Origin of the sequence: Sphingopyxis sp. H115, assembly GCF_001468465.1 — a bacterium.
Taxonomy (GTDB): Bacteria; Pseudomonadota; Alphaproteobacteria; order Sphingomonadales; family Sphingomonadaceae; genus Sphingopyxis.
This window is the reverse complement of the sequence record NZ_LNSA01000026.1, coordinates 1-20,063: the sequence shown is the minus strand read 5'-3', so window position 1 is coordinate 20,063 and position 20,063 is coordinate 1. Positions and strand designations below refer to the sequence as shown.

The following is a 20,063-nucleotide window of genomic DNA, read 5'->3' as shown; positions in this document are numbered from 1 at the left end:
CATCAGCCGCCGACGCCGAGCAGCCGTCCGACGAAGATCAGCACGATCGCGCCAATCACCGAGGCGAGGCAGCCGGCGCGGCTGAAATCGCGCTGCCCGCGCGACGTCACGAGCCCCGCGAGCAGCGAACCGCCGATGCCAAGCAGGATCGTTGCGAGCCAGCCCATCTCGACCGCGCCGGGATAGAAGAAGCGCGCAAGCGCCCCGATGATGAGGCCCGAGAGAATGGCGCCGATGATGTTGATCATGCGTTGAATCCTTCGTTCAAAAACCGTTCTGCCAGCGCCGCATGCAAGGCGGCGCCGCGTGCCATCACCTTTTCGTCCAGCACCATATGGTTGCTATGCAGCCCGCAGCATTGGCGCCAGTCGCTGCCCGCTTCGCTCGCGCCGAGCCAGAACATCGCGCCGGGGACCTTTTCGAGGACATAGGAGAAATCCTCGGCGCCCATCACCGGATTGTCCATCGTCAGCCAGGCCTGTTCGCCGAAGGTCTCTTCGACGACCGACTGGCCGAAGGCGACCGCGCGCGCGTCGCAGACGGTGACGGGGAAACCCTCGATGATCTCGACCTCGGCGGTGCAGCCATGCGCCTCTGCGATCGCCGGGGCGAGGCGCTTCAGCTCGCGCGCCACCATCGCGCGGCGTTCGGGCGACAGGGTGCGGATCGTGCCCTGCATCTCGGCACTCTCGGGAATGATGTTGTTGGTCGTCCCCGCAGCGATTTTTGCGATGGTGACGACCGCGGGGTCGAAGACCGAGATGCGCCGCGTGACCATCGTCTGGATCGCGGTGACGATGGCGCAGGCGACGGGGATCGGGTCGATGGCGTCGTGCGGCATCGAGGCGTGGCCGCCGGCGCCCTTGACCGAGATGTTCAGCACATCGGACGAGGCGAGCAGCGGGCCCGCGCGCCCGGCGAAAATGCCGTGCGGCGCGTTGGGCATGATGTGGAGCGCGAAGGCCGCATCGGGCAGCGGGTCGATCAACCCGTCGCCCAGCATGAAGCGCGCGCCGTGATGGCCCTCTTCGCCCGGCTGGAACATGAACATCACGGTTCCGGGCAGGCGGTCGCGCGCGGCGCACAGCAGCTTCGCCGCGCCGACGAGCATCGCGACATGCGTGTCGTGCCCGCACGCGTGCATCGCGCCACTGATCTCGGAGGAAAAGTCGAGCCCGGTTTCTTCGAGCAAAGGCAGCGCATCCATGTCGCCGCGCAGCAGCACGGTACGTCCGTTGGCGGGTCCGCGTAAGGTAGCGATGAGGCCTGTGGTCGAGGGTCCCTCGCGAAACTCGAGCGGCAGCCCGGCGAGCGCGTCCTTGATCTTCGCAAGCGTCTTCGGGTTCTGCAGGCCCAGTTCGGGTTCGCGGTGGATCGCGCGGCGCAAATCGACGAGGTCGGGAAGGATGGTGTCGGCCTCAGTGGGCCAGCTGTGCGTCAGATTGTCCATTCCGTGACTGTGCCGCGAAGCCATCGCCCTGTCGAGGGACCTCGGAGAGTCCGGAGCGGATACCCATCGTGTCCGGCGTACGGACATCCCACATCAGACCCAGCCGCGCGCAGAGCCGAATGACGGCATAGCCCCAGTCGCTCTGCCCCGGGTGGAGGCCGATTCGCGCCGAGCCCGGATAGGCGTGATGATTGTTGTGCCACGCCTCGCCCATCGTCGGGATCGCAGCCCATGGGACGTCGAAGGCCTGCACGCCATGCGCATCGACGGTCCAGTGCTGGGGCCCGCGATTATGCGCGAGATGGCCGACGAGCCAATGCCCGTGGTTGGCGACCGCGACGCGCGCCGCGACGCCCCATATGACCCAGCCCCAGCCGCCGATCGCGAAGAAGAGCAGGGCGACGGGCAATTGCTGCCAGCGCCAGGTCTTCTCGAGCCAGCGGATGAAGGGGTCTCGGTCGAGCCGCGCGAAGTCGAAGCGCGGCGGCCGGTCTAAGTCGAGCCGGCAATAGGTCTGCCACCAGGCGTCGCGTGCGATATGCGTGCCGTGGCGCAGGAAGGGGTGGCAGTCCGCCTGCCTTTGCGCCCAGTCACGCGTGTCGTGTGCGCGGACGATGCCATAGGGGCCCGCCATGCCGACGAAGGCGCCAAACCAGATCAGCGTGCGGGCGAGCCAGCGGCGCGCGGCGAAGCTGCCGTGGATCATCATGCGGTGATAGCCCACGCTGTGCCCGAGCAGCAGCGCGGCACCGGTAGTGACCAGGAAGAGCAGGATCGCCGTGGGAGTAACGAAGAAGGGGCCGGCGACAAGAGCGGTCGCCGCCATGCCGCCGTTCCAGAGGATGCTCGGCATGTCGGCGCGCACGCGGCCCTCGCGCGGATCGGGGCCGTCTTCGTCGATCAGGAAATTGACCGCATGGGGATCCAGTTCGCTGCGCATCGCCCGATTCCTCATTCAAATAATATAAGTAATTACTTAAATAAATTATTGCTTGTCAAGTCGGCCTGCGATGCCCATTTCGGGGCCATGGAACGGGTCTTTCAGGCATTGGCATCGACGCCGCGGCGCAAGATTCTAGCCTATCTGGCGCATGCGGAACTGAGCGCGGGCGACATCGCGGCGCGCTTCGAGATGAGCAAGCCGGCGGTGTCGCAGCATCTGTCGGTGCTTGAAAATGCCGGGCTGATCACCAGCGAGAAGCGCGGACAGTTCGTCTTTTACCGCCTGATCCCGGACACGCTGACCAATGTGCTCAACAGCTATGTGCAGGAGGTCTGCCCGGTGTCACGCCCGCTCAAGGCCGAATCGCGTGCGCTGGCGGACAAGCGCGGCAGCAAATAGCTCCGCGGCGCACTAGGGCGCCGCCGCCCGCCGTTGCTTCCGCCCCCCGACCACCCGCAGCACGATCACCGCAATGACCAGCGTGACCGGCAGTGCGTACCAGCCGCTCACCGGGATGCGCTTGCCGTTGGTGAAGATGAAGCTGAGCGCGACGATCCACGCCCCCCACCAGTGCAGCCGCGACCACAATCTGGGACCGAGTAGCTTGACCATGCGGTCGAACGACGTCGCGGCGAGGAGTGCGATGAAGACATAGGCGGCGCCCCCGGTGGCGATCGATCTTGGATTGGACAGCAGCCAGAACGTGCTTGGATCGGTTCTCCACAGCGCGATGATCGCGAGCGCATGGATGAAGTGCGACATCGCAAAGCCGAGCCCGAGCTGGCGGCGGTTTCGACGGAGCCATCGGGTGAAGGAGCCGGGCCACAGCTTGAAGGCCGCCGACGCGGCAAAGGCGGCGAGGAATAGCACCAGCGACGTGCGCGCGGTGGCGCGGATCACCATTCGATAGCCCTCGGTGTCCCAGCCGATAGCGAAGAGGAAGCCAAGCGCCATCGCAGAGAGCGCCAGAGTCAGCGTTCGGAACAGCCCCCATCCCTCGGCCCAGCCTGTTTTCGCCGGTGTTCCGGTTGTCGTCGCGGTCATCGCATCCTCCGATTTAAGCCTAGCAACACTAGGCATAGCTTGCATACCTAGCGTTGCAAAGCTAAATCGGTCGGCATGTCTGCCGAAATGCTCAAGGGGCACCTCGATGCCGTGCTGCTCGCCACGATCGGCGACGACGCGTTGCACGGCTATGCGATCATCGAGGCCATCCGCGCGCGCAGCGGCGGCCATTTCGACCTGCCTGAAGGGACGATCTATCCGGCGCTGCACCGGCTCGAACTCGCCGGGCTGCTTGCGAGTCGCTGGGTTCAGCCCGATGGCGGGCGCAAACGCCGGGTCTATTCATTGACCGACAGCGGTCGGCGTTCGCTGGTCGAACGGCGCGCGGGCTGGCAAAGCTTTGCCTCCGGCATCGATCTGGTGCTGGGGGCGCGGACATGAGCGGGCCGATCGCCGCCTATCTTGACGAGCTCGACCACGTGCTGGCGTTCGATCCAAGCCTGTCGCGACGGGTGCGCGACGAGATCGAATCGCATCTGTGCGACACCGCCGAACAGGTGGGGGAGGCCGATGCGGTGCGCCGCTTTGGACGGCCCGCCGACATTGCGCGCGCATATGCCGAGGCGGCACTGCCCGACCGGCTGCGGCGTTCGTGTGTCGCCGCTGCGCTGCTCGGCGGCGTAACCTTGCTGCTGATGCGGCTGCGCACGGTCATTCTCGACCTTCCGGGCGGCGGCGATCCGCTGACCTGGTTCGACCGCGGCGGGCTGCTCGCGGCGCTCGCGTGCATCGGCGCGGCTTGGTGTATGGCGTCGCGGCGCCGGATCGCGCTGGTGCGCCGCTGGCTGCATTTCGCCGCGGGCAGTCTGGCGCTGTCGGTCGGGGCCAGTGTGGTGCGCGCGTTTCAAGGTGCGAGCGGCGATTCGGCGCAGGCACTGATCGTCGGGACGGCGCTGGTGGAGCTCGTGTTGATCGGCGTGCTGATGGCGCAGCTCGCGCGGCTCGATCGCTACGCGCGGCGGCTTGCGGCTTAACGCTTCCCCCCGAACAATTGCCGGCCAGCGAGGTCGAGCATGATTTCCTCGCTGCCCCCTCCGATCGCATTGACGCGCACTTCGCGGTAGATGCGCTCTACCTTGCTGCCGGTGATATAGGATGCGCCGCCCAGCACCTGCGCGGCCTCGCGCGCGACGGCTTCCAGCATGCGCGTCGCCTGAACCTTCAGCATCGCGAAATCGGCGGGGCGGTCCTTGCCCTCTTTCACCTGCCACGCACAAAGGTCGACCCATGCCTGTGTCGCCTCGATCTGGCGTTCCATGTCGGCGAGCTTGATGCGGATCGACTGGTGGCCGACAAGCGGCTTGCCGAAGGTCTCGCGGTTCTGCGCCCATTCGGCGGCTTCGGCCATTGCAACGCGCGCATAAGCGCAGCAACCCATTGCCATGCCGAGCCGCTCGCTGTTGAAATTGCGCATGATGCCGATGAAGCCGCCGTTCTCCGGCCCGATCAGGTTCGCGGCGGGGACGCGCACGTCGCTAAAGTGAATCGCCGCAGTGTCGCTGCACCGCCAGCCCATCTTGTCGAGCCGCGTGCGCTCGACGCCGGGCGCATCCATGTCGATCAGTAGCAGCGAGATGCCCGCGGCGCCTGGCCCGCCTGTGCGCACGGCGCAGGTCAGCCAGTCGGCGCGCATGCCGCTGGTGATGAACATCTTGCCGCCGTTGACGACGTAGCTGTCGCCATCCTTCACAGCCGTGGTCTTGAGGTTCGCGACATCGCTGCCGCCGCCCGCCTCGGTGATGCCGAGCGCGATGATCTTCTCGCCCGCGAGCACCGGCGGCGCGACGCGCTGTTTGAGCTCGTCCGAACCGAGCGCGAGGATCGGGGGCAGGCCGATGCCGTGCGTCATAAGCGACGCGCCGAGCCCGCCCGCGCCGACCGCGGCGAGTTCCTCGGTCAGGACGAGGCCGTGGAAATTGTCGAAACCCTCGCTGTGCCCGCCATATTCTTCGGGGTAGCGCAGGCCGAGAATGCCCGCTTCGGCGGCTCTCCGATGGAGTTCGCGCGGCAGTTCGCCTTCGGCCTCCCAGCGGTCGATGTTGGGCGCGATCTCGCGCGCGACGAAACGGCGGACGCTCTGCGCCAGCGCCTCGTGAGTCTCGTTATAATAGGGCGAACGTGCGCGCCAGTCGTCGAAAGCTGTCATGGCGCGATGCTGCGCGGGGTTAACGCGCACGTCAAGTCGTGCGCATGAGGCGGAGACTTGCGCCGCGGCGCCAAGCACTTAAGGTCGCGCGCCATGAACAAACCCGTCCTGCTCACCGGCCTCGCCGCGCTCGCCCTTGTTTCCACTCCCGGCATGGCGCAAAAATCGCCCGAGGCCACGGCCGAAGCCGCGCTCAGACAGGCGCCGGTGTTCGATGGACATAATGACGTGCCGTGGGCGCTGCGCGGGCGCGAGAGCAATATGATCAACGATTTCGATTTCCGCGACACCACCAACACCGCCAAGCCCGATGCGACCCCGCCCGAAATCGCGATGCACACCGACCTGATGCGGCTGCGCAAGGGGCATGTCGGCGCGCAATTCTGGTCGGTCTATGTGCCGAGCAACCCCGATGAGGCAGAGGCGGTGCAGCAGACGATCGAACAGATCGACGTGATGAAGCGGCTCGCCCAGCGCTATCCAAACGACCTCGCGCTCGCCTCGACTTCGGCCGAGCTTGAAAAGGCGATGAAGGCCGGCAAGATCGCCGGGATGCTCGGGATGGAGGGCGGCCATTCGATCGGCTCGTCGCTTGCCGTTCTCCGCCAGATGTACGACCTTGGCGCGCGCTACATGACGCTGACGCATTCGAAGAATTTGAGCTGGGCCGACGCCGCGACCGACGCGCCGGCGCACGACGGGCTCACCGAATTCGGGCGGCAGGTCGTTCGCGAGATGAACCGCATCGGGATGATCGTCGATCTGAGCCACGTCAGCGAAGCGACGATGAAGGACGCGCTCGAAACTTCGCACGCGCCGGTGATGTTCAGCCATTCGGGGGTGCGCGCGATCAATCCGCACCCGCGCAACGTCCCCGACAGCGTGCTGCCCGCGGTCAAGGCGAACGGCGGCATCGTGATGATCGTGCTGTTGCCGGGCTTCCTCGACGCCGACGTGCGCGCGCAGGGGCTCGCGCGGACCGCCGAACAGGCACGGCTGAAGGCGATGTATCCGGGCGACCCGGCGGCCGAGACGGCGGCGCTCAAGGCATGGGACGCGGCAAACCCCGTCCCGACGACCAATGTCGCGAAGGTGGCCGATCATATCGACCATCTCAAAAAAATGATCGGCGTCGATCATATCGGGCTCGGCGGCGATTATGACGGGATGGATTCTGCGCCCGTCGGGATGGAGGATGTCTCGGGCTATCCGGCGCTGTTCACCGAACTTGCAAAGCGCGGCTACAGCCAGGCCGAACTCGAGAAGATCGCGAGCGGCAACATGCTGCGCGTGCTGAAGGCGGTCGAGGCCTATGCCGCGAGCCAGAAGGGACAGCCGCCGATCGAAACGCCGGTCGCGAAATAGGGATCAGGCGCGGCGGCGGAACGGCCAGTCGGTCGCGCCGCTCGCCCACAGCGCCCACCAAATGATGAGCGGCTGCACGGCAAGGCGCGGGCCGTGGTACCACCAGCTCAAGGTCTCGCCGTTTATGGCGATATCGGAGAGCGCGTGATGGAGATTGGCGGGCCAGACGCACAGGGCATAGAGCGCGAGGCCCCAGCCGGCGGCCTTGCGCGTCCACGGGATCATCAAGCCGATCGCTCCGGCGATTTCGGCGACGCCGGTTGCGGTAACGATCAGCCCGGGCGCGGGCACCCATGGCGGAGTGATCGCGAGAAAGGGTGCGGGCCGCACGAGATGGAGATAGCCCGCATAGCCATAGGCGAGCGCGAGAAGCCAGCGCAGCGCAGGGCGAAATCGTTCGCTCACCGTCCGATCGCGGCGAGCATCGCCTCCACGCTGGTGAATTTCTCGCGCGGATGGCCATCGAGCGCGGCGGCAACCTCGGCCTCCTCGATGCGCCGCCAGTCGCGAAAGGTGACGGGCACGATGTCGCGGCTGGCGAGCAGCGCGTCGAGACCAGGGCGGCCCGCCTTGCCCGCGCCGCGCCCGATATCCTCGAGCACCATTTCGCCGATGCGCGCGCCGTCGGGCTTGTTCGTGCCGATCGTCCCCGACGGCCCGCGCCGCGCCCAGCCGACCGCGTAGAGGCCGGGCAGGATGCGCCCCTCGTCGCTCGCGAAGCGGCCGCGGCCATGTTCGTAGGGCACGCCGGGAATCGGTGGGGTCTGGTATCCGATGCAACTGATCACGAGGCCGGCGTCGACCGCATAGGTTTCGCCCGTGCCATGGCTGCGGAGGTCGGTATCGAGCGTCGTGCGCTCGACGATCACGCGCTGCACCTTGCCGTCCCCCTCGATCGCCACGGGCATCGCAAAGAAATCGAAGTCGATCGTTACCGGCTTGGCGACCGGATTGGCGGCAAACTGGCGGAGGTGGGTGACCGACTTGCGCATCCCGGGCTCGAGCAGCGCGTCGTCGCCCTCGCCCGGCAGGTCGGCGGGGTCGACGCGCGGGCTCGCGCGTTCGAGATGGCCGAGTTCGCCGAGTTCCTTCGGCGTCATCGCGATCTGGTGCGGGCCGCGCCGCCCGAGGATGTGGATATGGCGCACCGCGCTGTGTGACAGCGCTTCGCGGGCATGAGCGACGATATCGCTGCCGGCGAATTCCTGCGGAGTCTTGGCGAGGATACGCGCGACGTCCAATGCAACATTGCCGTTGCCGATCACCGCCACGCCCGGGGCTTCCAGCGGCGGATCGAGATCGGCAAAATCGGGATGGCCGTTATACCAGCCGACGAAGGCGGCGCTGCCGATCACGCCGGGAAGGTCGGCACCGGGGATGTCGAGCGGCCGGTCGTTCGGCGCGCCCGTCGCGAGCACAACCGCATCGTAGAGGTCTATCAGTTCGTCGATCGTCACGTCGCTGCCGACCGAAACATGCCCGACGAAGCGGACATTGTCGGTGAGCGCGGTGCCCTCGTAGCGACGCGAGACCGCCTTGATCGACTGGTGGTCGGGGGCGACCCCGGTGCGGATCAGGCCATAGGGGACGGGCAGGCGATCGATGACATCGACCGCAATATCGTCGGCTTTCTGCAATGTTTCGGCGGTATAATAACCCGCGGGACCCGACCCGACGATTGCGACATGACGCATCAGCCCACTCCTTGCGGGTGTCCTGCGCCGGGGCGCAGCCCCCTTTGTTGTTGGCGCGATGCTAGCGGCGAAATGCGCCAGGGCAAGCGGACTTGTTCGGACGGCCCCAGCGGCCTTGACAGCAGCCGCTCGCAATCATATTGCGCCCGCCTCATTGCCCCGTCGTCTAATGGTAAGACTACGGATTCTGATTCCGTCTATTGAGGTTCGAATCCTCACGGGGCATCCATTTTTCTTCACATTTTCCAGCGCGTTATCTGATGTAGAGGGCCGGCGTCTTTCTGCGGCGATTATGTTGCGAATACTGGCGCGTCCTCCGTTTTACCGGCCGGCCCCGCCCCGTCGCGGCTGCCGCGCGCGACAAGGATGACCATACCGACACGTTTGCGCGACCTTCCGACGACGCCGATTGTCGGGCGCCATTATGCGGGCGCGACCGGGTGATAGGCCCGTCGGTCGCGGGCGTCTGGCCAGGACGGCACCGGCCTGATGGGCCGCCCACACATGGTTCAATAAATCTTTCGCGGCCGTGCATCCATCCCCGCCGCTGGCGCCGTCCAGTCGATGACCGGCCTTTGCGCCGGTCCCGGCGGCGACATCGTGCGGCGGCTGATCGGCTCTCCCCGGTGCGGATCATCCTTGCTTGCCCGGCGTCGCCGCCTGTGGTTTCACCGGCCCTGCGCGGCGTGAAGGAGTGAGAGATTTTGAACCAATTGATAGCCACGGCGGCCACCGCCGCCGCGCCGGCGCCCGCCGCCGTGCCGCAGGCCGTCGCTGCGGCACCGGTCACGTTGCCGCCGCAGACGATCAATCCCGCGGACGTCGCCGCCTATATCGATCCGCGCGACATCGCCGCTTACCTGCCGGCGCCACCGCCAACCACCGAACTGGTCGCGGTGAGCACCCATTTTTTCCATCTGATCGAAAATATCACGATGGTCGCGCTGTTCGTCGTCGGCTTTTTCCTGCTCGCGCGGCTGCTCCATGCATGGATGCTGCATCGGTCGATCCGGCGCGCCCTCGAAGGCAAGTCGGACGCAGTCGGTCCGCTGATCGACAAGCTCAACAAGCCCTATGAACATATCGGGGCGCAGAGCGCCGAGGCCCCGGCCGACGACCGAAACGCGCTGGTGCTGATCGCGATCGGCCTTGCGATGGCGGGCTTTGGATTGATCCAGGGACATGAGCAGTTGATCCGCGTCGCGGTCGGCGCGGCTCTGTTCCCCGCGTTTGTCGGTGTCGCGCTTTTCGTCCGCCGCCGCCTTGCGCGGACTACCGGGGAGCACAGCGCTGCGTGATGAGGAGGACTGGGCCCTCAACCAGCGCGTTGCCGGGGGAGATCGCGCGGCTTTCCGGCTTCTCGTGTTGCGCCACGAGGGTCGGCTCCGCGCCTTTCTCGCGCGTGCCGCAGGGAGCGACGCCGACGATCTGGCGCAGGAGGCCTTCGTCCGCGCTTGGCAGCGGGCGGGGGATTTCCGGGGGCAGGGAAGCTATGCCGCATGGGTCATGGGGATCGGCTGGCGCCTGTTCCTCGACCAGCGGCGCACGGCGCAGCGGCGCGAGGGACTCGCGGCGGGCGAGGCGCCCGTCGATGCGACCGACCCGCAGCCAGCCAGCGACGCCGCGATCGATGCCGACCGCTTGCTCGCGGGGTTGTCGGTACAGGAACGCGCCGCGCTCATCCTGTGTTTCGGCCATGGCTGGTCGCACGGCGAGGCGGCCGGGATCATGGGTGTACCGCTTGGCACGCTCAAATCGCTGGTCTTGCGCGGCCGCGCAAAAGCGCAGAAGATGAGCGGCGGAGGAATGGACGCATGACGGTCCCGCACGATCCCGGCATCGATGCAATGCTTGCCGATTTGCTGGCGCCGCCCCCTCGCGGCGGCGACCGCGGCTTCGCAGCGAGCGTCGAGCGCGCGATCGACGCTCGCGTCGCTTATGCCAGCGCGCGCCGACGCTTCTGGCGCAGTTTTGCATTCGAGGCGCTGGCCATCGGCGCGCTGCTCGCGGCGATTTGGTTTCTGTCTTCGGCGCCGCTGCTGGCACCGCTGGCCGGGGCGTCGCATTGGGGCCTCGCGCCGCCGCTACTGCTCATCCTGCTGCTCTGGTTCGGGACGCAGCGCTGGCGCCAAGCCTGACCGGCGCCAGCGCTCCTATCAAGCGTCTTCCTTACCGTCCTCGTCCTCGGCTGGCGCGGCCGGGCGTGGCTTGCGCCCGCGCGGCGCCGGGATCGTGGGCTCCTCTGCCGCTTCTGTCGCGGCAGCACCCTTGACCAGCGCGTCGAGCGACCCGCCGTCGAAGCCGAGTTCCTTCATCAGGCTGTCGATCACCGGCGCCTGCGCGCGATAGGCGAGCGCCGCTGATACGGCGTTGCTGGCAAGGTTGCCGCCGTCGCCGTTCGCGCCGCTCGCCGCAGCGCCGCCGCCGTTCTGGTTGATCCCGTCGACCTGGATGATCTTGATCGAATCGATCGCCTCCATCGGCTTGGCGGCTTCGCGCACAACCTCGGGCAGTACTTTGAGCAGCGCCATCTTGGTCTGGAGCGATATCTGGTTCGACGACAGCAGGTTCGCCGCCTCGTTGATCGCGCGCTGGCCCGCCGCCTCGACCTCGAAGCGAATGCGCGCGGCCTCGGCGCGCAGCTTTTCGGCTTCGGCCTCGCCCTCGGCTTCAAGCCGCAGAGCGGCGGCGCGGTTCGCTGCGGCTTCCTTTTCAGCCTCGGCCTCGACCTTGACCGAAATTGCTTGCCGTTCGGCTTCCTTCGCGGCCTCGATCAGCTCAATGCGCTTCGAACGTTCGGCGACCTCGGTCTCGCGGGCGGTGGCGACCTGTTCCTCGGCCGCGACGGCGACCGCGCGCGCGGCGTCGGCTTCGCCGCGCGCCTGGCTTTCCTCGCGGCTCTTGTTCTGGATCAGGATCTGCTGTTCCTGCCGCGCGAGTTCAATCGCCTGCTCCTGCGCGATGCGCGCTTCCTCGATCGCGCGGTCGGCCTCGATCTGCTTGGCGTCGACCAGCTGCTTGGCCTGAATGCGGGCGTTCTCGGCCTCCTGATTGCGCTGCGCCTGTTCGCGCGCGACCTCGGCGGCCTGCTCGGCGCGGCGGATCTCGATCTCGCGTTGCTGGCCGAGCTTCGCGAATTCATTGTCACGCGCGATTTCGAAGCTGCGCTTGTCGGCTTCCAGATTCTTGGTCTCGATTTGGACGCGTGTGTCCTGCTCGATATCGTTGCGGGTTTTCTTCCGGAGTTCGATCTGCTCGGTGAGCTTGGTCAAACCCTCGGCATCGAAGGCGTTATTGGCGTTGAAATGCTCGATCGACGTCTGGTCGAGTCCCGTCAGCGACACCGATTCGAGTTCGAGCCCGTTCATCGACAAATCGTTCGAACTGACCTGCTGCACCTTCTGGACGAAGTCAGCGCGCTGTTCGTGGAGCTGGTTCATCGTCATGCCCGCAGCGACCGAGCGCAGCGCGTCGACGAATTTGCCCTCGACAAGGTCTTTGAGCGCCTCGGGGTTCATCGTGCGCAGACCGAGCGTCTGTGCCGCCATTGCGATCGACCCCGCGTCGGGACGAACGCGGACATAGAATTCCGCCTTCACGTCGATGCGCAGACGATCGAGCGTGATCAGCGCGTCCACATTCTTGCGTTCGACGGCGAGCCTGACGGTGTTCATATTGACCGGCATGGTTTCGTGGAGCACCGGAAGAACGAGCGCGCCGCCGTTCATGATCACGCGTTCGCCCCGAAATCCTGTCCGGACAAAGGCAATTTCCTTGGTCGCGCGATGATAAAGCCGCGTGACGATCAATCCCAAAATCAGGAGCGCGGCAAGCCCGATGCCGGCGTAAATCGCAATTTCAATCATGAACCCACCCGTTGCTGTCGATTCGCGCTTCCGTGATTGGAAACCCCGACATGGATATTAGGGTCAGTCGAGCTGCGGTAAATAAAAATCGCCGCGCGTGAAGGCTTTGAAGATGTCGCCTTCGATTTTTACCAGCAGCACTTTCTCGCCGGTCTGGAAATGCTGGTCGGCGGAGTCGGGTTCGACCATGATCTGATGCGGCTGGCCGTGTCGGTCGGTGACCCGCGCGCGCGCCGGGTTGCCGACGCTGGCGGTGCCGATGCTGATCTCGGCATAGAGGCCGATCAGTTCTTCGCGTTCGATCGCGGTGGTCTCGATGCCCGGGAGAATATGGGCGACAAGGCGGCTGGCGGCGCCGGTAACCGGAGTGGCGGCTATCGCGGTAACGGGCACCACCAGAAGATTGGTGCCCGGGCCGCCGGTGAGTGCGGTCAGCAAGTGCTGCAGGCCCAGCCCCAGCGCGCCGAACAGTGCAAGAAAGATCACGAGCCACATGAGGAAGGGTATTCGCCCGATGCCGGCCCAGGCGAGAAGCGTATCGGCAAATCCAACCTCGCCATCGGCGTCGGCATCTAGGTCGGCATCGATGTCACCAGCAAGCCCGATGGCCTGGACAGCGCTGATCAACAGCATCAACAGCAACGCCGCGCTGAAGACGATATTTTCGGGGGCCAGAAACAGGTCGAGCATCAGCGCCTATGTGACCGCGACCGCAGGCATTGGCAAGCTGTCCGGCGCCGCGGCGTGCATCGGTTAAACCGGGTCTTCGCCGTCGACGCCCTGATATTTGAGCTGGAGATAGCGTTCGCGCGTCGCGAGCTTGTCGAGTTCGCCCGCCGCTAGGCTGCGCGCGGCGCTGCCGATCTCGCTTTCGAGCATCTTGAGCCCGCCGACGAGCGTTTCGTCGGGGGTGCGCCCGGCATGTGCTTCGCCGCGCAGCCCAGCGGGGATGCGCTGGTAGCCCGCGACGAGTTCGGGCAGGTCTTCGCCGACGAGCTTGCGGATATTGGCGGCTGCGGGGCTCGACGCGTCGAGCGTCTGGAGTTGCGGCGCAAGCAGGTCGAGCTGGACGCCGATCCCGTCGACGAGCTGGCGTGCCGGCGCGGGGAGCGCCGGACGCTGCGCTTCGAGCCAGATTTCGGTGCGGCCGGCGAGTTGCCTGAGGTCGGTTTTCGGCAGATCCGCCTGACGCGGTTCGGGGAAGGGGGACCGGCCGAACAGCACCGCGACGCCGACCAGCAGGACGAACAGCGCGAGCAGCCCGGTGAACCCGAGCGGCTGGATCAGCGTCCCGAAAAGCGCGGCGCCAAGCAGGACAACGCCGCCTGCGATCAGCATCCGGCCAAGCTTCTTGAACAGATGCTGGCGGCGCAGCGCGACGCTCTTGGTGCCGATCGGGCGGCGGCGCTCGCGCGACCGTTCGATCGCCGATTCGGCCGACAGCCGGATCTTGTCGACTTCGCTCATTGTCATAGCGCGCCTTAGCCTTCGATCGACGCCAGCGGGCTGTCGGCGCCGCCGACGCTCGCCTGCGCCTGGCTCGCCCCTTCGGCGCGCGCGATATAGCCCTTCGACTTCGCAACCTCGCCTTCAAGCGCGCTGACCGTGGTCTTCATGCTGTCGAGCGCCTTGAGCTTGAAGGTATCGATCGCATCCATCGTGTCGTAGATATTCTGGAACGCACGGCTCAGCGTCTCCATCGGGATGGTACTCGATGCCGCCTGTTCGTGGATGCGCGCGGTATTGTCTTTCAGCATCTTCGAAGTGCCGTCGATGATGTTCGCGGTCGTCGTGTTGAGCGCGGTGATCTGCTCGAGTACCAGCTTCTGGTTCGTCATCGCCTGGGCAACGGTGATCGCGGTCTTGAGCGCGCCGACGGTGGTGGTCGAAGCACGATCGACGCCCTTCACCAGCTCGACATTATTCTTTTTGACGAGGTCGAGCGCGAGGTAGCCCTGCACCGTCACCGCCATCTGGGTGAGCAGGTCCTGCGTGCGCTGGCGAGCGTAGAAAAGGGCATTTTCGCGAAGGACCTTCGCCTTGGCCGGATCGGTGCCGTCGAGTTCGGCCGCCTTCATCTCGAGCTTGTCGTCGAGCGTCTGGGCGATGTGGATCATCTGTTCGAGCTTGCCCATCGCTTCCCAAAGCTTGCGGCGTTCGACGTCGATAGCGGCGTTATCCATTAACAGCTCGTCCTTGCCGTTCGACAGGGCGGTGAGGACGCCGCTGATATGCGTCTGGGCGCTGCGGTATTGCGCGAAATAATTGGTGACGCTGCTGCCGAAAATCTTGTCGAGGAAGCCGCGTTTCGACAGCAGCTTGCCGTTCGCCGAAGGATCGAGCCGCTCGACGGTGTTGCGCAGTTCGATCAGGTTCATCCCGATGTCGCTGTCGCGGTCCATCGCCTTGATCGGCCGGTCGAGGAAGCGGTTCGAATGGCTCGCTGCCTCGAGCATTTCCTTGCGGCCCATGTTGGTGATCTGATCGACCTTTTGCCCGAAGGCAGGCGAATTGACGTCCTGCGCGACAAGGTCATCGATGAAGCCGTCGACGCGCTCTTCGAGTTTGGATTTCTGCTCGGTCGACAGCGGGACAAGACCCGCGGCCTTTTCGGGGGCGACGGACGGCACGGGTTCGGGCGGCGTCAATTTCAAATCGTCGGTTGCAGTCGCCGTTGCGGTCACTTCGCTCATTTGTCTTCCTTCCACCCCGATGCCGCATACCCATATGGCACGCAGGCCTGTATTATTCAAGCACTACACCTGTCCGCCGCGTTGGAGTGCGGGCGCGATCCACGCCGACAGGATCAGCTGTGCCATATGATAGACGAGGATCGGGACCAGCACCATGCCGGCGATGGCGGGCGCAAACAGTGTTGCCGCCAGCGGCGCACCGACCGCGATGCTTTTCTGCGCGCCCGAAAAGAGCAATGTGATGCGGTCGGGCCGTGCGAGGCCGAGCAGCTGGCCGAATAGCCACGCACCGCCGAACGACAGCGCGAGCAGCGCGGCCACCAGCGCGAGGACGATGCCGACCTCGCGCCCATCGAACAATTGCCAGATCCCGGCGACCACCGCCGCCGAAAAGGCGACATAGACGGCGACCGCGATCGCGGTCCGGTCCATCAGGGTCGCAAGGCCGCGGTGCGCGAGTACCCACGGCCTGAGCCAGCGCTGGACGATCTGCCCGGCGATGAAAGGCAGCAGCAATATGGCGACGATGCGCAGCGCCGCCTCGCCGTGGATCGCTCCCGCGCTCCCGGCCAGCGCGGCGAACAACAACGGCGAGGCGATCACGCCTGTCAGGTTGAGCAGCGCCGCGGCGACGACGCTGGCCGCGACATTGCCGCCGGCGAGGCTCGACGCCGCAGTCGCCGACTGGACGGTCGAGGGCAGGATGCCGAGAAAGAGGAAGCCGAGCGCAAGCGGAGCGGGAAGAAAGGGGGCGGCGGCAAGCCACGCGCCGAGCCCGAACAGCGCCATGGCGCCGAAGCAGAACAGGAAGGCGCCGCCCTGCAATTTCCAGTTGCGGATACCGTGCAGCACTTCGTCGCGCGGCAGGCGGACGCCGTTCAGGAAAAACAGCAGGACGATCGCGGCCGTAGATACGGCCTGCGCGATCGGCACCGCAGGGCCGCGCACCGGCAGCAGGCTGGCGATCAGGATCGTCGCAAGCAGGATAGGGACGAAGCGGTCGGGAAAGATGCGCGCAAGCATTGGGCAAGCGATGGCGGTGCCGCACACGCTTGGCAAGAGCGCACGAAACGATAGACCGGCCCGATGGCCGATATACTGATTCTCGCCGCGCTGCCCGAAGAGGCCGATGCGCTGTGCCCCGGCGCCGGGGTGCCAACCGACGGGCCGCTTGGCGTGCGCCGGATCGACGCGCACCGCCACGCGCTGATCGTCGCGACCTGCGGGCTCGGCAAGGTCAACGCCGCGCTCGCGGCGGGCATGCTCGGCGCCGATGCCGACCTGCTGCTGATGACGGGGACCTGCGGATCGCTCGGCGCTGCGCCCGGCGCTTATTGGCTGACCGAGGCGCTGCAGCATGATTATGGCGCGAACGAGCCCGGTCGTTTCCGACGCTATCGTGCCGGCGACTGGCCGATGGGCGAGCCCGGCGAGGCGCATTTTTCGGCGATGCCCGATCCGGGGCTCGGCCTGCCGCATGCGCGCATCGCGAGCGGCGACAGTTTCATCGCCTGTCCTGCGGCGGCGGCGGACCTGAAGGCGCTCGGCGCCACACTCGTCGATATGGAGGTCGGCGCGTTGGCGCAGGCCGCGATGCGGATGGGCAAGCCGTGGGCGGCGATCAAGGCGGTGACCGACGAAGCGAACGATGCGAGCGGCGGCGATTTCCACGCGAACCTGCGCCGCTCCGCGCGGGCCGCCGCGCAAGAAGTCGAGCGGCTGGTCGCGATGCTGTGAGGCGCCGGCTCATCGTCGGCCTGATTGCGGCCTTGCTGCTGCTGTTCGTATCGACGCCGATCCGCCATCATTTCGTGCCGCACGACGCCGACCTGTTCGCCAAATGGCGCGGCGGCACCGCCAAGGCCGACGTCGCGGCGATCGAGGCCTATTTGACGGGCGAAGGCGTCGGCGACGTGCTGCCCATCGCCGATATCCTGCGCAGCGATGCGCGCTGGCGCCGCTGCGAAGCCGCCGAACCTTTCGCCGTGCCGCCGCGGCGCCTGTGGCCCGCGATGGTGCCGACGCTGCGCTATGTCCGCGATCATGTCGTCCCCGCGGTCGGCCCGGTGCGCGTCGTGTCGGGCTATCGCGATCCGGCCGCCAATATCTGTTTCAAGGGGGCGAGTGCGAGCCGTCACCTGCGCTTCGCGGCGCTCGACCTGATGCCAGAGCGGCCTTTGCAGCGCGAGGAACTGATAGCGGCGCTTTGCCCGCTCCACGCGCGGACGGGTTCGCGCTTCGCGGTCGGGCTCGGCATCTATAATGTCACGCGCTTCCACATCGATACGGCGGGCTATCGCCGCTGGGGCGCCGACTATCGCGGCGCGACCTCGCCCTGCGCTTGACGCTTCCTGATCTCGGCAATCATGTTGCGCCGCAGCACCACTTCTGTTAGGGGCGCGGCGTTTCGCGGCGCTCCGGGCGCTGCCCTCTCCAAAAGGCCCATTTCCGCATGTCTTTGCGCAATATTGCGATTATCGCACACGTCGACCATGGCAAGACGACGCTTGTCGACCAGCTTTTCCGCCAATCGGGCACCTTCCGCGACAACCAGCGCGTCGAGGAAAGGGCCATGGACTCCAACGACTTGGAAAAAGAGCGTGGGATCACGATCCTAGCGAAGTGCACCTCGGTCGAGTGGGGCGAAGGCACCGAGCAGACGCGCATCAACATCGTCGATACGCCGGGCCACGCCGACTTCGGCGGCGAGGTCGAGCGCATCCTGTCGATGGTCGATGGCGTCATCCTGCTCGTCGATGCCGCCGAAGGCCCGATGCCGCAGACCAAGTTCGTCACCGGCAAGGCGCTCGCGCTGGGCCTCAAGCCCATCGTCGTCGTCAACAAGATCGACCGCAGCGACGCGCGCGCCGCCGAAGTGCTCGACGAAGTGTTCGAACTGTTCCTGACCTTGGAAGCCAATGACGAACAGCTCGACTTCCCGATCCTCTACGCCTCGGGCCGCGGCGGCTATGCCTCCGAAAGTCCCGACGCGCGCGAAGGCGATTTGACCCCGCTGTTCGAGACGATCGTCCGTCACGTGCCCTCGCCGGGGCTCGACGAAGATGCGCCCTTCACCTTCCTCGCGACCCTGCTCGACCGCGACAATTTCATCGGCCGCATCCTGACCGGCCGCGTCCAGTCGGGAACGGTCAAGGTCAACCAGCCGATCCACGCGCTCGACATGGATGGCAAGGTCATCGAGACCGGCCGCGCGTCGAAGCTGCTGGCGTTCCGCGGGCTCGACCGCGTGCCCGTCGAGGAAGCGAAAGCGGGCGACATCGTCGCGATCGCGGGCCTGACCAACGCGACCGTCGCGAACACGATCGCCGACACCAGCGTCAGCGAACCGATCGCCGCGCAGCCGATCGACCCGCCGACGCTGTCGATGCGCTTTGCCGTGAACGACAGCCCGATGGCGGGCCGCGAAGGCAGCAAGGTCACGAGCCGTATGATCCGCGACCGCCTGTACCGCGAAGCCGAGACGAATGTCGCGATCCGCATTACCGAAAGCGCCGACAAGGACAGCTTCGACGTCGCGGGCCGCGGCGAGCTCCAGCTCGGCGTGCTCATCGAAACGATGCGCCGCGAAGGTTTCGAACTGGGCATCAGCCGCCCCAAGGTGCTGTACGGTACCGACGAGAGCGGCGCGCGCACCGAACCTTATGAAACCGTCGTCATCGACGTCGACGACGAGCATAGCGGCACGGTCGTCGAGAAGATGCAGATCCGCAAGGCCGACCTCACCGACATGCGCCCGTCGGGCGGCGGCAAGACGCGCATCACCTTCAGCGGCCCGTCGCGCGGCCTGATCGGCTATCATGGCGAATTCCTGTCCGACACGCGCGGCACCGGGATCATGAACCGCCTGTTCGAGAAATACGGGCCCTACAAAGGCGTGATCGAGGGCCGCAAGAACGGCGTCCTCATCTCGAACGGCAATGGCGAAGCGGTTGCATACGCCCTGGGCCCGCTCGAAGAGCGCGGCATCCTGTTCGTGTCGCCGGGCGAAGCGCTGTACGAAGGCATGATCATCGGCGAAAATGCCAAGCCCGATGACCTGGAAGTCAATCCGATGAAGTCGAAGCAGCTGACGAACTTTCGTTCGACCGGCAAGGACGACGCCATCCGCCTGACCCCGCCGCGCCGCATGACGCTGGAACAGGCGATCGCCTATATCGACGATGACGAGATGGTCGAAGTGACCCCCAAGAATATCCGCATCCGCAAGGCGCTGCTCGACCCGCATGAACGCAAGAAGGCGTCGCGCAAGAAGGAAGCGGCGTAAGGATCGCTGTTAAGAATTGAGGGGGGCGGCCAGCGATGGTCGCCCCCTTTCTTTCTGGCGGCTTGTTCCGGTCGTTTCCCGCCTTCGTCATCCCGGGGTTGACCCGGGATCCATCGCAGCGCTGAAGTCATGGACCCCGGATGAAGTCGACCGAGCCACCTGTCTCGTTCGAGGGTGACGAAGGAAGAGGGGCAAGGCCCATGCGAGGAGCGAAGCCGTGAGCCGCCTGATCCTGTTCAACAAGCCCTATGGCGTGCTGTCGCAATTCACCGACATGGGCATGACCGCACCCGCGGATGGCCCGCGCGCGACGCTGTCGGACTATATCGACGTGCCCGGCGTCTATCCCGCGGGGCGGCTCGATCGCGACAGCGAAGGCCTGCTGATCCTGACCGACGACGGCGCGCTGCAGGCGCGAATTTCGTCGCCGAAGCACAAGACGCCCAAAACCTATCTGGCGCAGGTCGAGGGCGAGCCCGACGACGACGCGCTGGCGGCGCTCGCCCGCGGCGTCACGCTGAACGACGGCCCGACCCGCCCCGCGACCGTCCGCCGC

General features: G+C 66.2%; 23 protein-coding genes and 1 tRNA gene. 12 read left to right on the top strand and 12 right to left on the bottom strand.

Translation table 11 applies throughout. From position 1 onward, the window contains the following. Positions 1–2 precede the first annotated feature (2 nt). From ATE71_RS16385 to ATE71_RS16375, 3 genes are read right to left on the bottom strand one after another with little or no spacing between them, the layout of a single operon-like run. Positions 3–248, bottom strand: coding sequence for a GlsB/YeaQ/YmgE family stress response membrane protein (locus ATE71_RS16385; RefSeq protein WP_058804386.1), 246 nt, complete (start codon positions 246–248; stop codon positions 3–5). Then, positions 245–1,450, bottom strand: coding sequence for a M20 metallopeptidase family protein (locus ATE71_RS16380; protein ID WP_058804385.1), 1,206 nt, complete (start codon positions 1,448–1,450; stop codon positions 245–247). Before ATE71_RS16380 ends, ATE71_RS16385 begins: the two co-directional genes overlap by 4 nt. After that, positions 1,419–2,390 (bottom strand): acyl-CoA desaturase, encoded by a 972-nt coding sequence (locus tag ATE71_RS16375; protein WP_058804434.1) that lies wholly within the window; start codon positions 2,388–2,390, stop codon positions 1,419–1,421. The genes ATE71_RS16380 and ATE71_RS16375 overlap by 32 nt, the downstream gene beginning before the upstream one ends. 87 nt (positions 2,391–2,477) lie before the next feature. On the opposite strand from ATE71_RS16375, the gene ATE71_RS16370 reads away from it, so the two are divergent. Continuing rightward, complete coding sequence (locus ATE71_RS16370; protein ID WP_058804433.1) at positions 2,478–2,792, top strand: metalloregulator ArsR/SmtB family transcription factor; 315 nt, start codon at positions 2,478–2,480, stop codon at positions 2,790–2,792. Positions 2,793–2,804: 12 nt separating this feature from the next. On the opposite strand, the gene ATE71_RS16365 is transcribed toward ATE71_RS16370, so the two are convergent. After that, positions 2,805–3,437: a ferric reductase-like transmembrane domain-containing protein gene (locus ATE71_RS16365; RefSeq protein ID WP_058804384.1), complete on the bottom strand. Its 633-nt coding sequence runs from the start codon at positions 3,435–3,437 to the stop codon at positions 2,805–2,807. A gap of 75 nt (positions 3,438–3,512) precedes the next feature. On the opposite strand from ATE71_RS16365, the gene ATE71_RS16360 reads away from it, so the two are divergent. Further along, on the top strand, positions 3,513–3,839 hold the full coding sequence (locus tag ATE71_RS16360) for a PadR family transcriptional regulator (protein WP_058804383.1): 327 nt from the start codon (positions 3,513–3,515) through the stop codon (positions 3,837–3,839). Continuing rightward, positions 3,836–4,432 carry an HAAS signaling domain-containing protein gene (locus ATE71_RS16355; protein ID WP_058804382.1) on the top strand — a complete coding sequence of 199 codons (597 nt, stop codon included), beginning with the start codon at positions 3,836–3,838 and terminating at the stop codon, positions 4,430–4,432. The genes ATE71_RS16360 and ATE71_RS16355 overlap by 4 nt, the downstream gene beginning before the upstream one ends. Here the strand turns inward: ATE71_RS16355 and ATE71_RS16350 are convergent. After that, the gene (locus ATE71_RS16350) at positions 4,429–5,604 is read right to left on the bottom strand and encodes an acyl-CoA dehydrogenase family protein (RefSeq protein ID WP_058804381.1); all 1,176 of its coding nucleotides are present in this window, start codon (positions 5,602–5,604) and stop codon (positions 4,429–4,431) included. The genes ATE71_RS16355 and ATE71_RS16350 overlap by 4 nt on opposite strands. A 93-nt stretch (positions 5,605–5,697) precedes the next feature. Here ATE71_RS16350 and ATE71_RS16345 point away from each other — a divergent pair, with 93 nt between their 5' ends. Beyond that, positions 5,698–6,969: a dipeptidase gene (locus ATE71_RS16345; RefSeq protein ID WP_058804380.1), complete on the top strand. Its 1,272-nt coding sequence runs from the start codon at positions 5,698–5,700 to the stop codon at positions 6,967–6,969. Between the two features lie 3 nt (positions 6,970–6,972). On the opposite strand, the gene ATE71_RS16340 is transcribed toward ATE71_RS16345, so the two are convergent. Together ATE71_RS16340 and ATE71_RS16335 are read right to left on the bottom strand one after the other, a co-directional pair. Next, positions 6,973–7,374 carry a DoxX family protein gene (locus ATE71_RS16340; protein WP_082665262.1) on the bottom strand — a complete coding sequence of 134 codons (402 nt, stop codon included), beginning with the start codon at positions 7,372–7,374 and terminating at the stop codon, positions 6,973–6,975. Then, complete coding sequence (locus ATE71_RS16335) at positions 7,371–8,663, bottom strand: FAD-dependent oxidoreductase (RefSeq protein WP_058804379.1); 1,293 nt, start codon at positions 8,661–8,663, stop codon at positions 7,371–7,373. Before ATE71_RS16335 ends, ATE71_RS16340 begins: the two co-directional genes overlap by 4 nt. A gap of 155 nt (positions 8,664–8,818) precedes the next feature. Between ATE71_RS16335 and ATE71_RS16330 the strand changes: the two genes are divergently transcribed. The 4 genes from ATE71_RS16330 (at position 8,819) to ATE71_RS16315 (ending at position 10,801) form a co-directional block, all read left to right on the top strand. After that, positions 8,819–8,892: transfer RNA gene (locus ATE71_RS16330), tRNA-Gln, on the top strand. Positions 8,893–9,367: 475 nt separating this feature from the next. Beyond that, the gene (locus ATE71_RS16325) at positions 9,368–9,961 is read left to right on the top strand and encodes a hypothetical protein (RefSeq protein ID WP_152998816.1); all 594 of its coding nucleotides are present in this window, start codon (positions 9,368–9,370) and stop codon (positions 9,959–9,961) included. Beyond that, positions 9,900–10,481 carry an RNA polymerase sigma factor gene (locus tag ATE71_RS16320; RefSeq protein ID WP_268801436.1) on the top strand — a complete coding sequence of 194 codons (582 nt, stop codon included), beginning with the start codon at positions 9,900–9,902 and terminating at the stop codon, positions 10,479–10,481. The genes ATE71_RS16325 and ATE71_RS16320 overlap by 62 nt, the downstream gene beginning before the upstream one ends. Further along, positions 10,478–10,801: a hypothetical protein gene (locus ATE71_RS16315; protein WP_058804377.1), complete on the top strand. Its 324-nt coding sequence runs from the start codon at positions 10,478–10,480 to the stop codon at positions 10,799–10,801. Before ATE71_RS16320 ends, ATE71_RS16315 begins: the two co-directional genes overlap by 4 nt. A gap of 18 nt (positions 10,802–10,819) precedes the next feature. Here the strand turns inward: ATE71_RS16315 and ATE71_RS16310 are convergent, their stop codons facing one another. The 5 genes from ATE71_RS16310 to ATE71_RS16290 form a co-directional block, all read right to left on the bottom strand. Next, entirely contained in the window at positions 10,820–12,529 is a 1,710-nt protein-coding gene (locus ATE71_RS16310; protein ID WP_058804376.1) for a flotillin family protein, read from the bottom strand. 63 nt (positions 12,530–12,592) lie between these two features. Further along, entirely contained in the window at positions 12,593–13,219 is a 627-nt protein-coding gene (locus ATE71_RS16305; RefSeq protein WP_058804375.1) for an OB-fold-containig protein, read from the bottom strand. A 63-nt stretch (positions 13,220–13,282) separates the two neighbouring features. Further along, positions 13,283–13,996: a hypothetical protein gene (locus ATE71_RS16300; protein ID WP_235588050.1), complete on the bottom strand. Its 714-nt coding sequence runs from the start codon at positions 13,994–13,996 to the stop codon at positions 13,283–13,285. 14 nt (positions 13,997–14,010) lie between these two features. Then, positions 14,011–15,222, bottom strand: a complete 1,212-nt coding sequence (locus tag ATE71_RS16295; protein ID WP_058804373.1) for a toxic anion resistance protein — start codon at positions 15,220–15,222, stop codon at positions 14,011–14,013. Positions 15,223–15,285: 63 nt separating this feature from the next. Continuing rightward, entirely contained in the window at positions 15,286–16,245 is a 960-nt protein-coding gene (locus tag ATE71_RS16290) for a bile acid:sodium symporter family protein (RefSeq protein ID WP_058804372.1), read from the bottom strand. 63 nt (positions 16,246–16,308) lie between these two features. Here ATE71_RS16290 and ATE71_RS16285 point away from each other — a divergent pair, with 63 nt between their 5' ends. The 4 genes from ATE71_RS16285 to ATE71_RS16270 all read left to right on the top strand — a co-directional run. Next, the gene (locus ATE71_RS16285; RefSeq protein WP_058804371.1) at positions 16,309–16,959 is read left to right on the top strand and encodes a purine phosphorylase; all 651 of its coding nucleotides are present in this window, start codon (positions 16,309–16,311) and stop codon (positions 16,957–16,959) included. Then, positions 16,956–17,567, top strand: coding sequence for a D-Ala-D-Ala carboxypeptidase family metallohydrolase (locus tag ATE71_RS16280; protein ID WP_058804370.1), 612 nt, complete (start codon positions 16,956–16,958; stop codon positions 17,565–17,567). The genes ATE71_RS16285 and ATE71_RS16280 overlap by 4 nt, the downstream gene beginning before the upstream one ends. Before the next feature lie 107 nt (positions 17,568–17,674). Further along, a complete protein-coding gene (gene typA, locus ATE71_RS16275) occupies positions 17,675–19,507 on the top strand; it encodes a translational GTPase TypA (protein ID WP_058804369.1) in 1,833 nt (610 codons plus the stop codon). Positions 19,508–19,724: 217 nt separating this feature from the next. After that, the coding region (locus ATE71_RS16270; RefSeq protein WP_235588049.1) for a pseudouridine synthase at positions 19,725–20,063 on the top strand (339 nt) is incomplete at its 3' end.

Bases quoted from the DNA above. Each gene is read 5' to 3' on its own strand.
- ATE71_RS16385 (WP_058804386.1), bottom strand. From the start codon at position 248: ATGATCAACATCATCGGCGCCATTCTCTCGGGCCTCATCATCGGGGCG.
- ATE71_RS16380 (WP_058804385.1), bottom strand. From the start codon at position 1,450: ATGGACAATCTGACGCACAGCTGGCCCACTGAGGCCGACACCATCCTT.
- ATE71_RS16375 (WP_058804434.1), bottom strand. From the start codon at position 2,390: ATGCGCAGCGAACTGGATCCCCATGCGGTCAATTTCCTGATCGACGAA.
- ATE71_RS16370 (WP_058804433.1), top strand. From the start codon at position 2,478: ATGGAACGGGTCTTTCAGGCATTGGCATCGACGCCGCGGCGCAAGATT.
- ATE71_RS16365 (WP_058804384.1), bottom strand. From the start codon at position 3,437: ATGACCGCGACGACAACCGGAACACCGGCGAAAACAGGCTGGGCCGAG.
- ATE71_RS16360 (WP_058804383.1), top strand. From the start codon at position 3,513: ATGTCTGCCGAAATGCTCAAGGGGCACCTCGATGCCGTGCTGCTCGCC.
- ATE71_RS16355 (WP_058804382.1), top strand. From the start codon at position 3,836: ATGAGCGGGCCGATCGCCGCCTATCTTGACGAGCTCGACCACGTGCTG.
- ATE71_RS16350 (WP_058804381.1), bottom strand. From the start codon at position 5,604: ATGACAGCTTTCGACGACTGGCGCGCACGTTCGCCCTATTATAACGAG.
- ATE71_RS16345 (WP_058804380.1), top strand. From the start codon at position 5,698: ATGAACAAACCCGTCCTGCTCACCGGCCTCGCCGCGCTCGCCCTTGTT.
- ATE71_RS16335 (WP_058804379.1), bottom strand. From the start codon at position 8,663: ATGCGTCATGTCGCAATCGTCGGGTCGGGTCCCGCGGGTTATTATACC.
- ATE71_RS16315 (WP_058804377.1), top strand. From the start codon at position 10,478: ATGACGGTCCCGCACGATCCCGGCATCGATGCAATGCTTGCCGATTTG.
- ATE71_RS16310 (WP_058804376.1), bottom strand. From the start codon at position 12,529: ATGATTGAAATTGCGATTTACGCCGGCATCGGGCTTGCCGCGCTCCTG.
- ATE71_RS16305 (WP_058804375.1), bottom strand. From the start codon at position 13,219: ATGCTCGACCTGTTTCTGGCCCCCGAAAATATCGTCTTCAGCGCGGCG.
- ATE71_RS16300 (WP_235588050.1), bottom strand. From the start codon at position 13,996: ATGAGCGAAGTCGACAAGATCCGGCTGTCGGCCGAATCGGCGATCGAA.
- ATE71_RS16295 (WP_058804373.1), bottom strand. From the start codon at position 15,222: ATGAGCGAAGTGACCGCAACGGCGACTGCAACCGACGATTTGAAATTG.
- ATE71_RS16290 (WP_058804372.1), bottom strand. From the start codon at position 16,245: ATGCTTGCGCGCATCTTTCCCGACCGCTTCGTCCCTATCCTGCTTGCG.
- ATE71_RS16285 (WP_058804371.1), top strand. From the start codon at position 16,309: ATGGCCGATATACTGATTCTCGCCGCGCTGCCCGAAGAGGCCGATGCG.
- typA (WP_058804369.1), top strand. From the start codon at position 17,675: ATGTCTTTGCGCAATATTGCGATTATCGCACACGTCGACCATGGCAAG.